Below are 12,134 nucleotides of genomic sequence, written 5' to 3'. Positions count from 1 at the left end.
ACGCGTGATGCGCGCCTCCCAGCCGAGCACGATGCGGCGCTGGTGCTCGGCGTCGGCGTCGCTGCGCACACCGATCGCGTGCAGGTAGAGCGTGCGGTTCTCGCGGTCGACGTCGACGATGAGGGATCCCGGGATGAGGGATGCCGTGACCGCGGTGTGGGCCATGATGACGTCGTCGTCGACGCGCAGGGGCACCGCGATGATCGCCGCTCCCGGCTGGCGCCGCACGTCGAGGACCTGCCACGCCACGATCAGGGATCCCTTGATGACGGCGCCGAGGAAGGTGACGACGAAGATCAGGCCGTACCAGAGGTTGATGCGCCCCGACAGCTCGACCGGCGGCAACCGGAAGACGCGCGTGACGAACACCGCCATGACCAGACCCGTGATCGCGGCGAGCCAGGTGAACTGCCCCCAGAGCAGCATCCACAGCGTCACCAACCACACCAGCAGCGGCAGCTGGTGGAGGAACAGCGAGATCTGAGCGCGACGCGTGGGACTCATCGTTCACCCGCCTGATCCTGCAGCTGCACCAGGGTGACGCCGTCGGCGATGCGCTCCCCGGCGCGCAGGCACGCGTCGAGCAGCGGTCCGGCGAACACGGTCAGCGCGATCGTGACCACCACCATCCCGGCGGTCGCCGTGGTCATGATGCGCGGGGTGGTGCGCCGCTCGGTCGAGATCGCGGCAGCCGGGGCGTTTCCGAGGTAGGCGATGCGTTCCATCGCCTCGGGGGAATCCTCTTCTTCGCGCCAGAACGACAGGTTCCACGCGCGCATGAGGGCGTACAGCGTGAGGATCGACGTGACGATGCCGCCGACGATCAACACCATCATCACCGGCGTCCCCACCTGGGCCGCGGCGTCGAACAGGGCGTACTTGCCGATGAAGCCCGAGAACGGCGGCAGGCCGCCCAGGTTGATCGCCGGGATGAAGTACAGCACCGCGAGCAGAGGAGCGGCCCGCATGAGGCCCTTGACCTTGAGGATCGAGGTGCTGCCGGCGCGACGCTCGATGAGCCCCACCGCGAGGAACAGCGTCGTCTGCACGATGATGTGGTGGACGATGTAGTAGATCGTCGCGCCGATCGCCAGCGGGGTGTTGATCGCCAAGCCGAAGATCATGTAGCCGATGTGGCTGACCAGGGTGAACGACAGGATGCGCTTGAGCTCGGCCTGCGCCACGGCGCCGAGGATGCCGACGATCATGGTCGCGAGAGCCACCATCATCAGCACGAAATTGAGGTCGTTGTCGACGAACAGCTGCGTCTCGGTGCGGATGATCGCGTAGACGCCGACCTTGGTCAGCAAACCTGCGAAGACAGCCGTCACCGGCGCCGGCGCCGTGGGGTACGAGTCGGGCAGCCAGAACGACAGCGGGAACACCGCCGCTTTGATGGCGAACGCGAGCAGCAGCATCACGTGCAGCACGGTCTGGATGTCCTGCGGCAGCTGCGCCATGCGCTCGCTGATCTGCACCATGTTGACCGTGCCGAGCGCGCCGTAGACCATCGCGATCGCGGCGAGGAAGAGGATCGACGACACCAGCGAGACGACGATGTAGACCACGCCCGTGCGGATGCGCGACTCGGTACCGCCGAGCGTGATGAGCACGTACGAGGCGACGAGCAGGATCTCGAAGCCCACGTAGAGGTTGAAGAGGTCGCCCGCGATGAAGGCGTTGAAGATACCCGCGCCGAGGATGAGATACGCCGGGTAGAAGATCGAGACCGGGGTGTCCTCGTCGTTGTCGGCGGCGCCCTGGCCGATCGAGAACAGCAGGACCGCCAGCAGCACGATGCTCGTGACCACCACCAGCAGCGCTGCCAGCACGTCGACGTAGAGAACGATGCCGAGAGGGATGTCCCACCCGGCGATCGCCACGGCGATCGGGCCGTTCGTGTCGACCGCCACCAGCAGCACCGCGCCGAGCACCAGCACCGTCACCAACGAGGCGACGGAGACGATGATCTGCACACGCTTGCGCCGGCCGAACACGAGGTTGATCGCGGCACCGATGAGCGGGATGCCGACGAGCAGGGGCACGAGGGCGCTCACGAGCGATCACCGTCCTTCGGGGCGTCCGCGTCGTCGCCGGATGCCGGCTCGGGCGCATCGCGACGCACGGCCACCCGATCCACCGGAGCGTCGTTCACGAGCTGCGACAGGTCGCCCTGGTGCAGCACGCGGATGGGAGAGGCGACGTCGCCGACGAAGTCCGTGGTGACGTCGTCGTCGTCCGAGCGGGCCTCCTCGTCCATCGCGTCGTCGGGCATCTGGGGCGTGCGCGCGCGCAGCGCGACGTCGTCGGCATCGTCGATCACCGTGTCGGCCTGGCCGAGCTGCCACGAGCGGTAGATCAGGGCCAGCAGGAACGCCGAGATGCTGAACGTGATGACGATCGCCGTGAGCGTCAGCGCCTGGGGCAGCGCATCCGACATGTCCGCGGCATCCGTCTGTCCCCCGTCGTAGAACGGCGCGCGACCGGGGGCTCCCATGACGATCAGCAGCAGCAGGTTGGCGGCGTTGCCGAGCAGCAGGAAGCCGATCAGCACGCGGGTGAGGCTGCGCTCGAGCATCGCGTACACGCCGCACGCGAACAGCACGGCCATGACGATGACCAGGACCAGCGAGATGCTCATGGGGCGACCACCTCGGCATCCTCGGGCAGCTGCGACTGTCGATCGACCTCCGCGCCCAGGCTGCGCAGGACGTCCAGCACGAGGCCGATGACGACCAGGTACACCCCGATGTCGAAGATCGTGCTGGTGACGAACTCCCAGTGACCGATGAGCGGCAGCTCACCCTCGAAGGTAAAGCTCTGCAGCGGCGCGAAGCCGAAGACCATCGGCACCAGCGCGCACAGCACGGCGATCGCCATACCCGCGCCGAGCAGTCGTCCGGCGTCGGTCGGGGCGGCTGCCCCGAGCTCCCACCGCCCGCCGGCGATGTAGCGCATCACCAGGCCGAGACCGGCGACCAGGCCGCCCGCGAAGCCGCCACCGGGCAGGTTGTGGCCGGCGAACAGCAGGTACAGCGAGATGATCATGACCGAGTGGAACAGCACGCGGATGATGATCTCGAGCAGGATCGACCGGTTCTCGGGCTGCACCTTGGCGCCCGACACCAGCCACGCGCGCGGCGCACCGGTCTCACCGACCCGCTGCGCGCGCACGCCCGCGTCGGTCTCGACGAGCGGGCGACGGCGACCCAGGCCGACGACGCTGCGGGCCGTTCCCGAGCGACGGTTCAGGTTGTCGCTGCGGTCGGTGATGAAGACGAGGGATGCCACTCCCGTCGCGGCCAGGATGAGCACCGACAGCTCGCCCATCGTGTCCCACCCGCGCAGGTCGACCAGGGCCACGTTGACGACGTTGCGCCCGTGGCCGATCTCGTACGCCAGCGGCGGCCACTCGAGCGAGATGGGGAGGTCCTGACGGGCTCCGGTCGCCACGACGGCGACGAGGGCCATGATCAGGCCGACACCCGCGCCGAGCACCGCGCGCGCCAGCGGGGCGACCGACTCGTTGTGCTCGCCCATGCGCGCGGGGAGCCGGCGCAGCACGAGGGCGAAGACGACCAGCGTCACCGTCTCGACGAGGATCTGGGTGAGGGCGAGGTCGGGCGCGCCGCTCGTGGCGAACAGCACCACCAGGCCCAGGCCCGTGACCGAGACGAGAGCGACGCCGGTGTACCGCTTGCGGGCCCGGACGGCCAGGATGCCGGCGGCGATCATGAGGGGGGCGGCGATCAGCTGGGCGGGGGACTGCCACGCGTCGAGCTGCGCGCGCCATTCCCGCGACGACAGCAGGGCGACGGACTCCGCCGCGACCAGAACGATGAAGATCGTGCCGACGTAGAAGGGCAGCGAGCCGCGCTGGAACCGGGCGGTCACCCACTCGGAGGTGAAGTCGACACCGCGCAGCGCTCCGTTGTACGCGTCGTTGGCGGTGAAGGGCAGCACGCGTCGACGCTTGTGCAGCTGCGTCCTGCGGACGCCCCAGAACACCGCGGCGCCGAGGGCGAGTGTGCCGAGCGAGATGAACAGGGCGGGCTCCAGACCGTGCCAGAGCGCCAGGTGGTACGGGTACGCCGGCGCCTCGAGGCCGGGCGTGGCTTCGGGCAGGCCGTCGGCGTACGGCGTCAGCCAGACGTCCACGACGGGGGCGATCACTCCGAGGACGAGCGAACCGCCGGCCAACAGCACGGGAGCCGAGAGGAAACCGATCGGAGGGTCGGGCCACTCGGTCTTGTCGACATCGCGCTTGGTCCAGTAGGCCCCCCAGAGGAAGCGGATGCCGTACCCCGCCGTGAGCGCCGAGCCGACGACGATGCCGATGAGCGCCACGAGGCCCCACGGCGCGCCCTGCTCCGCCTCGTGCAGGAGGGCGGTGAGCGCGGTCTCTTTCGCGACGAAGCCGAGGGTCGGGATGACGCCGGCCATCGAGGCGATGGCGATGAAGGAGGCGGTGGCCATGACGGGCGCCTGACGGCCCAGACCCGAGAGCTGACCGATGTCGCGGGTGTTGAGCTGACGGTCGATCACGCCGACGATCAGGAACAGGCACGACTTGAACAGGGCGTGGCTGAGCAGCAGGGCGACCCCGGCCAGCGCCGCGTCACGGGTGCCATAGCCGAGCATGACGGTGAGGAAGCCGAGCTGGCTCACGGTGCCGAACGCCAGGATGCGCTTGAGGTCGCGCTCGCGCAGCGCCTGGAATCCACCCAGCAGCATGGTGAACACGCCGAGCGTGATCAGCGTCGGTCGCCAGAACGGCGTCTCGGCGAAGCCCGGCGCGAGGCGGGCGACGAGGTAGATGCCGGCCTTGACCATGGCCGCCGCGTGCAGGTACGCGCTGACCGGGGTCGGTGCGGCCATCGCGCCGGGGAGCCAGAAGTGGAAGGGGAAGATCGCGGACTTGCTGAGGGCGCCGACCAGCAGCAGCAGGACGGCGATGTCGACGACCGGACCGGTGGGTGGGTCGGCGAGGATCGCCGCGAGGCTCGAGGTGTCCGCCTGCACGACCATCAGCACGACGCCGATCAGCATGACGAGCCCGCCGAGCGTGGTCACCAGCAGCGCCTGCAGCGCCGCGCGGCGACTGGCGGCGCGGGCGTGGTAGTAACCGATCAACAGGTACGACAGGACGCTCGTGGCCTCCCACAGCATGATGAGCACGACGATGTCGTCGGTGAGCACCAGACCGTACATCGCGCCGGCGAAGGCGAGCAGGACCGCCGAGAACTGCCCGACGCCCTGCGTTTTGCCGCGGAAGTACCAGCGGCAGTAGAGCATCACCAGGGCTCCGACGCCGGTCACGACCAGGGTCAGCAGCCACCCGAGCACATCCATGCGCATCGAGAGCGAGACCTCGATCGCCGGGATCCAGCGGTATTCCTCGAACGGAATGTCGCCCGCGAACACCGAGGGCGCGAGCACCACGGCGTGCGCGAACGCCAGCGCCGGCAGGACGGCGGCCACGTAGAAGGCGCGGGCGCCGATGCGCGAGACGAGCCACGGGAGCAGAAGAGGCAGAGCTGCGAAGGCGCCCAGGAACAGCAACATGTTCGGGCCTCCTCGGGGTCGACGAGCGGGTGCTCGGGCTCTCGGGGTGTCGAAACCTATTCTATGCGGAGCATGGGAGCTCCCGCGTCGCGGATTCTCATGTGCTAGGCGGAGGCGCGGTGGTGGTGCCCTCGCGGAAGGTGCACGACAGATCCAGGCCCGAGGGCGCGGCCTCCTCGAGCATCGCCGCGACGGCCTCGCCGGCCGCTCGCCCCTTGGCCGTCGCCGGCTGCACCAGGGTGGTGAGCACGTGCGGCGCCAGGCCGTCGACGACCACGCCGTCGAAGCCCGTGACGCTGATGTCCTGCGGCACGCGCAGGCCCGCCTCCTCGGCCGCGCGGATGACGCCGGCCGCGAGCAGGTCGCTCTGGGCGATCACGGCGGTCGGGCGGCGGTCGGCGTCGGCGAAGATCGCCCGTCCCGCGATCGTGCCTTCGTCGATCGAGCTCGTGGCCGCCGCCATCGCCGGGGCACCGGGGAAGACCTCGCGGGCGCCGGCGAGACGATCCGCGGTGACGTCGACACGGATGACCGCGTCGTCGGCGATCCACCCGCGATGGCGCGAGGTGTCGATCGGCAGCGTCACCAGCGCCACGTCGCGATGGCCCAGCGCCTCGACGTGCCGCGCGGCCGTGCGCTGCGCCTCGACGTTGTCCAGCAGCACCCGCGGGATCCCCTCGCCCGCGTCTCCTTCGACGACGACGACCGGGATGCCGCGCCCTCGCACGATCTCGAGCGATTCCCGCATGCGGGGGCTGCAGCCGATCAGCACGGCGGCGTCGATGGGAGCGGTGTGCAGCGAGGGTTCGCTGACCGTCACGCCGTCGTCGCGGAGCAGCAGCAGGGCGGCGCCGAGGCGGGAGACGCCGTCGGCCAGACCGTCCATCATGTGCGTGGTCACGGGGTCGAGGAAGGCGGTGCCCAGGTGCTGGTCGAAGACGACGCCGACGATGCCGGAGCGTCCGCGGCGCAGCGAGGCCGCGCGCGGGTCGGGTCCGGTGTAGCCGAGCGCCTTCGCGGCGGACAGGACGCGCGAGCGCACCTCGGCGGAGGTCGGCGTCTTGCCGCTGAAGACCACGGAGGCGGTCGAGGGCGAGACGCCCGCTTCTCGGGCGACGTCGCTGATGGTCGCGCGGCGGTGGCTCACCGGCTGATCGTAACCCGGGTGGACCAGGATGCCGAATCGATTCGATTGGCGTCGAATCGATTCGCTACAGTGTGCACATGCACTCCACGCTGACCCGCTCCCAGCTCGTGCGCTGGCACGTCGCGATCTGCGCCGTCTTCCTCGCGAGCGGGCTGAGCATCTCGACCTGGGCGTCGCGGGTGCCGCAGATCCGCGAGGCGCTCGGCATCGAGAACTCCGGCGTGGGCCTGCTGCTGCTGGGGATGGGCGTGGCATCCATCATCGGACTCTCCGTCGCGCCGGCCGTCATGGCGCGCATCGGTGCGCGATCGGGCATGCTCGTCGCGCTCGTGCTGGTGGGCGTGGGCCTGGCGATCATCGGGTTCGGCGCCGACACGGTCCAGGTCTTCGGCGTGACCCTGGTGGGGTTGGCGCTGTTCGGCTTCGGCAACGGCGCGGTCGACGTGATGATGAACGTCGAGGGTGCGGCGCTCGAGAAGGCGACAGGGCGCACGATCATGCCGCTGCTGCACGCCTTCTTCAGCTTCGGCACCGTCATCGGCGCGGGCCTGGGCTTCGTGGCGGTGAGCCTGCGCATCCCGGTGGTGGCGCACTGTCTCGCGATGGGGGTCGTCATCCTCGTCGTCGCGTTCCTCGCCGTGGCCAACGTGCCGCGCACCGAGGCCGCCCTCGACGGGCCGGTCGACGAGGATCGCCGCCCCTGGCGCGAACGGCTCGCCGTCTCGCTGCAGGCCTGGCGCGAGCCGCGCACCTACACGCTGGGCGTCATCATGCTCGGTATGGCGTTCGCCGAGGGCAGCGCGAACGACTGGCTCCCCTCGGCCGTCGTCTACGGTCACGGTGCGCCTGAAGCGGCGGGTCCCGCGGTGCTCGCCGTGTTCTCGGTCGCGATGACGGTCGGACGCATCGTCGGCGGCCCGGTGGTCGACCGCCTCGGCCGCGTGCTCGTGCTGCGCGTGCTGGCCGGTACCGCGGCGGCGGGCCTGCTGCTGTTCATCCTCGCGCCGTTCGGTCCCCTGGTGTACGTCGGCGCCGCCCTGTGGGGCCTCGGCGCCTCGCTCGGCTTCCCCATCGGCATGTCGGCGGCCGCCGACGACCCGGCCAAGGCGGCCCCGCGGGTCGCGGCTGCGGCGACCATCGGCTACGTCGCGTTCCTGTGCGGCCCGCCGATCCTCGGGTGGATCGGCGACCACATCGGTCTGCTCAACACGCTGCTCATCGTGGTCGGCTTGATCGTGGCATCCGGTCTCTTCTCGGGCGCGGCCAAACCGCTCGTCGTCGACGCCGCACGCACCGCCGAGCCCGCGCGGCGCGATTAGGCTCGTCGGGTGCGTCTCGTCATCGCCCGTTGCTCCGTCGACTACACCGGCCGTCTCAACGCGCATCTGCCCCTCGCCACCCGGCTGCTCGTCCACAAGAACGACGGCAGTCTGCTGGTGCACTCCGACGGCGGCTCCTACAAGCCGCTCAACTGGATGAGCCCTCCCTGCAGCCTGACCCGCGAAGACCCCGATGAGGTCGACGTCGAGGACGGCGTGATCGAGCGCTGGCGCGTCACCCACGCCAAGACGGGTGACGCCCTGCTGGTGCGCATCCACGAGATCGTCCACGACACCGCTCACGACCTGGGCGTCGACCCGGGCCTGATCAAGGACGGCGTCGAGGCCGACCTGCAGCGTCTGCTGGCCGAGCAGGTGTCGGTCGTGGGTGAGAACCTCACCCTCGTCCGCCGCGAGTACCCCACCGCCATCGGTCCGGTCGACCTCCTGCTGCGCAACGACGACGGCACCGGCACGGTCGCCATCGAGGTCAAGCGCCGCGGCGACATCGACGGCGTCGAGCAGCTGACCCGCTACCTCGAACTGCTCAACCGCGACCCGCTGCTCGCACCGGTGACGGGCGTGTTCGCGGCGCAGGAGATCAAGCCGCAGGCGCGCGTGCTGGCCACCGATCGCGGCATCCGCTGCCTCACCCTCGACTACGACGAGATGAAGGGCGTGCAGTCGGGCGCTCCGCGCCTGTTCTGAGCCCGGGGGCGGCATCCGGATGCCGCCGACCCGGCGCCTGCGCCCGGAGTGAGCCGGCCGCGCGAGGACGCAGGGGGCGCCCCCGCACGGCCGACGTGTGAGGGGCCGACCTCTTCGTCGACCGGAAGAGAGTGGGCGGGATCTCCGCCCCCCGGAGACCCCGCCGATCACGGCGTCCCCCGAAGCCGGATCCGTCACCACCCGAACAACGGCGACTGGCTTCGACGGTAGATCGCCGCGCGCCGACGCACCCGGCCGGAGGGCCGATCCGGACGGTTCCGGACGATCGGACGCGCCCCGGACGCGCCCCGGCAAGCCGTTCGCGCCCCCGGATCGGCTCGCTAGAGTGGCGCGAAGCGGACGACGCGGGGGGCGAAGTCGCGTGAGGGGGAGACGTGACCGTGGTGCCGACGCCGGACGACGAGCCGGATTCCCTCGATCGCATCGCCGCCGATCTCGTCGCCCTGAAAGACGCCGACGGATGCTCGTTCGCGCAGCTCGGTCGTCGCATCGGGGCTCTGCGCATCGAGCGCGGCGTCCCCGCCGAGGCTGCCGCGCCGCCGCGCAGCACCGTCTACGACGTCTTCCGGCCGGGTCGGACGTGGATCGACACGACCCTCCTGCGCGACATCGTCCGCGCCCTCGGTGCCGATGAGGCCGAGGCCGACCGGTGGGTCCGTCGCAGCGTCCAGGTCCGGCGCAACGGCGAGCGCGCCCGATCCGAACCCGCCGCGGCCGATCCGCCCGCACCGCCCGTGCCCGCTCGACCCGCGACGCGCTCCGCGCTGACGTCACCACCGCCCCGGCGCTGGGTCACCGCGGTGCTGCTGGCCGGGGGCATCCTGCTCAACCTGCTCGGTCTCGCCGTCGTGCAGGCGCTGAACCTGCCGATCTTCCTCGACATGGTCGGCACGGCGGCGACGGCCATCGTGCTCGGCCCCTGGCACGGCGCCGTCGTCGCGGTCGCCGGCAATCTGCTGGGTGTCACGGTGGGGGTGCCCGCGGCACCCGCATTCGCCCTGGTGAACGTCGCCGGCGCACTGGTGTGGGGATACGGGGTGCGTCGCTTCGGCATGGGGGACGACATCCGGCGCTTCTTCGTGCTGAACGTCATCGCCGCCCTCGTGTGCTCGGCGATCGGCGCGCCGTTGGGGCTGCTGGTCTTCGGCGGCTTCGCGGGTCACGGCTTCGACGCGGTCACCTCGACGATCGCGACGATGGGCGTGCCGCTGATCGGCGCGGTCTTCTCGGCGAACGTGCTCACCTCGCTCATCGACAAGCTGCTGACGGGGTTCATCGCCCTCATCATCTTCGTGTGGCTGCACGGGGCGTTGCGCGTGCCCGCGGTGCATATGCCGTTGGTGGAACGTCTGAGCCCACCCTCCCCCACCCTCGACGCGTCGGGACGTGCCACGGGCGGTTCACGCCGCACCGGTCGTCTGCGCACCCGCGCCGATCGATCCGGTCGCATGCCGCGCCGGTAGCGTGGTGCGCATGCCCGCACGCTCCCCCTTCTCCTGCGTCCTGTGGGACGTCGACGGAACGCTCGTCGACGCCTCGGAGGGCATCCTGCGCCGATTGACGGTCACGCTCGAGCACTTCGGCCGCACCCCTCCGACGCGCGGGGAGCTCTCGCGCTGGATCGGACCGCCCATGCTCGAGTCCTTCCAGGTCAACGTCGACATGACGCCCGAGCAGGCGACCGAGGCCGTGGCGTTCTACCGCGGCCTGAACCGCAGCGAGGGCTACACCGTCAGTGCGCGCCTGTACCCCGGAGTGGCCGATCTCGTCCACGACCTGCACGCCGCCGGCATCCCGCAGTCGACGGCGAGCTCGAAGCCCGAGGTGCAGGTGGTCGCGCTGATGGATCACTTCGGCCTGGCCCCCTCGCTCGAGGCCACGGTGGGCGCGTCGCTGGACGAGCGCGCCCTGTCGGCCAAGTCCGACATCGTCCGCGAAGCGCTGCGCCGACTCGAAGCCCAGGGGCTCGACACCTCGCGTCCCGTGCTGATCGGCGACCGCCACCACGACGTCGAGGGCGGGCAGGATGCCGGAGTCCCGGTGATCTTCGTGCGCTGGGGCTTCAGCTGGCCCCACGAGGCCGAGGGCGCGCAGGCCGCGGTCGACGACATCGACCAGCTGCGGGCGCTGCTGCTGGTGGACGCAGAAGTCGCAGTCGGTGACTGAGATTCCCTGGCTGATCCCCACGGCGATCGCCCTCGGGGTGATCGCGGTGCTGGTTCTCGCGACCGTGGTGACGGTCCGCGTCCTGCGGCGCTCCCCGCGCGCGCGGGCCGCAGCGAGCGCCGCGCTGGGCGAGGCGACCGCGGCGCTGGGTGAGCTCGATGACGCGGTCGACGACCTCGATGTCGCGTTCGACGCGCTCGACGCGGTGGAGGCGGGCGATCTGCCGGCCGACCTGCGTCGAGCACGCGCGACCGCCCGGCGAACGCGGGATCGCGGTTTCGCCGACGTGCTCGATCTGTCGGGCGACACCTCGGTCGCCGCCTCGCGCCGCGACCGCGCCCGGCAGCTGACCAAGACGTTCCGGACGCAGACGCATCGTGCTCGGGAAGCCCGCTCGACGGTGTCGACATGGGCGCGGACGCACCGTGAGGCCGAGGGTCTCCGCGCGGCCGCGTGGCGACGCCGCGACGCCGTCGTCGCCGCGGCCGGCGACCCGGCGCCCCTGCTCGCCGCCCTGCGGGAGCGTTTCGATCCCGCGGACCGCAGGGAGGCGGAGCGGGCGGCGCAGGCGGCATCCCTCGCCCTCTCCGCGGCGGACGCCGCCCTCGCGCGGGGCGACGAGGAACACCTGCTGGTCGCGACGCGGGCCCTGCGCCGCGCAGCGCGTTGCCTGCGCGCCGTCGAGGACGAGCACCGCATCGGCGTACAGGCGGCCGAGAACGTCGCGGCCGAGATGGCGGCGGCTCGCGCCGAGTTGACGGATGCCGACACCGCCGCCGCCACCCGGCCCGAGGCCTGCGCCCCCGACGCGACCGCGCGCCTGCGCAGCGCCCACGACGAGCTGGACGCCGCCGCCGTTCGGTCCGCGCGCCGACCGCGCGAAGCGATCGCCGTCGTGGCGCGCGTCCGAGCCGAGCGCGACCGTGCGGTCGGTGAGGCCCTGACCCCGCGGCGCCGCCTCGAGGCCGCGCGCGCTGCGCTGCCGGGAACCCTCGCGTGCGCTCGGGCGGCACTGGCCACCGCCGAGGCGGGTGACGCGGCCGACGACGTCCGCCCCTCGATCGCTCGCCGCCTGCGGCTCGAGGACGCGCGGCGGCGCCTGGCGGTCGCGCGTGCCGAGACCGACGCCGCGCCCGCGCTCGAGGCGGCCCGCGCCGCGTGGCGGGCTCTCGCCGACGACTGACCCTGCGACGCGACACGGGCGTGCC

10 protein-coding genes are annotated in these 12,134 nt (G+C 71.4%); 5 read left to right on the top strand and 5 right to left on the bottom strand.

The genetic code is table 11. From position 1 onward, the window contains the following. The 5 genes from QZ433_RS09380 to QZ433_RS09360 form a co-directional block, all read right to left on the bottom strand. Positions 1–504 (bottom strand): Na+/H+ antiporter subunit E (locus QZ433_RS09380; protein ID WP_295782452.1); only part of this gene is annotated, 504 nt, incomplete at its 3' end. After that, positions 501–2,057: a Na+/H+ antiporter subunit D gene (locus tag QZ433_RS09375; RefSeq protein ID WP_295782449.1), complete on the bottom strand. Its 1,557-nt coding sequence runs from the start codon at positions 2,055–2,057 to the stop codon at positions 501–503. The genes QZ433_RS09380 and QZ433_RS09375, both read right to left, overlap by 4 nt. Continuing rightward, positions 2,054–2,641: a Na(+)/H(+) antiporter subunit C gene (locus tag QZ433_RS09370; protein WP_295782447.1), complete on the bottom strand. Its 588-nt coding sequence runs from the start codon at positions 2,639–2,641 to the stop codon at positions 2,054–2,056. The genes QZ433_RS09375 and QZ433_RS09370 overlap by 4 nt, the downstream gene beginning before the upstream one ends. Next, entirely contained in the window at positions 2,638–5,565 is a 2,928-nt protein-coding gene (locus QZ433_RS09365; protein WP_295782444.1) for a Na+/H+ antiporter subunit A, read from the bottom strand. Before QZ433_RS09365 ends, QZ433_RS09370 begins: the two co-directional genes overlap by 4 nt. Positions 5,566–5,662: 97 nt before the next feature. Continuing rightward, positions 5,663–6,712, bottom strand: a complete 1,050-nt coding sequence (locus QZ433_RS09360) for a LacI family DNA-binding transcriptional regulator (RefSeq protein WP_295782442.1) — start codon at positions 6,710–6,712, stop codon at positions 5,663–5,665. A gap of 77 nt (positions 6,713–6,789) precedes the next feature. Here QZ433_RS09360 and QZ433_RS09355 point away from each other — a divergent pair, with 77 nt between their 5' ends. From QZ433_RS09355 to QZ433_RS09335, 5 genes are all read left to right on the top strand, one after another. After that, the gene (locus tag QZ433_RS09355) at positions 6,790–8,031 is read left to right on the top strand and encodes an MFS transporter (protein WP_295782439.1); all 1,242 of its coding nucleotides are present in this window, start codon (positions 6,790–6,792) and stop codon (positions 8,029–8,031) included. Between the two features lie 9 nt (positions 8,032–8,040). Further along, positions 8,041–8,739 carry an endonuclease NucS gene (nucS, locus tag QZ433_RS09350; RefSeq protein ID WP_295782437.1) on the top strand — a complete coding sequence of 233 codons (699 nt, stop codon included), beginning with the start codon at positions 8,041–8,043 and terminating at the stop codon, positions 8,737–8,739. 395 nt (positions 8,740–9,134) lie between these two features. Further along, positions 9,135–10,223, top strand: a complete 1,089-nt coding sequence (locus tag QZ433_RS09345; RefSeq protein ID WP_295782434.1) for a helix-turn-helix transcriptional regulator — start codon at positions 9,135–9,137, stop codon at positions 10,221–10,223. A 10-nt stretch (positions 10,224–10,233) separates the two neighbouring features. Beyond that, on the top strand, positions 10,234–10,926 hold the full coding sequence (locus QZ433_RS09340; RefSeq protein WP_295782430.1) for an HAD hydrolase-like protein: 693 nt from the start codon (positions 10,234–10,236) through the stop codon (positions 10,924–10,926). Next, the gene (locus QZ433_RS09335; protein WP_295782427.1) at positions 10,919–12,109 is read left to right on the top strand and encodes a hypothetical protein; all 1,191 of its coding nucleotides are present in this window, start codon (positions 10,919–10,921) and stop codon (positions 12,107–12,109) included. The genes QZ433_RS09340 and QZ433_RS09335 overlap by 8 nt, the downstream gene beginning before the upstream one ends. Positions 12,110–12,134: the final 25 nt, after the last annotated feature.

Source organism: uncultured Microbacterium sp., assembly GCF_913776565.1.
Lineage (GTDB): Bacteria > Actinomycetota > Actinomycetes > Actinomycetales > Microbacteriaceae > Microbacterium.
This window is presented reverse-complemented; position numbering and strand designations above follow the sequence as displayed.

Coding starts and splice junctions, on each gene's coding strand:
- QZ433_RS09355 (WP_295782439.1), top strand. CDS start 6,790: ATGCACTCCACGCTGACCCGCTCCCAGCTCGTGCGCTGGCACGTCGCG.
- QZ433_RS09370 (WP_295782447.1), bottom strand. CDS start 2,641: ATGAGCATCTCGCTGGTCCTGGTCATCGTCATGGCCGTGCTGTTCGCG.
- QZ433_RS09365 (WP_295782444.1), bottom strand. CDS start 5,565: ATGTTGCTGTTCCTGGGCGCCTTCGCAGCTCTGCCTCTTCTGCTCCCG.
- QZ433_RS09340 (WP_295782430.1), top strand. CDS start 10,234: ATGCCCGCACGCTCCCCCTTCTCCTGCGTCCTGTGGGACGTCGACGGA.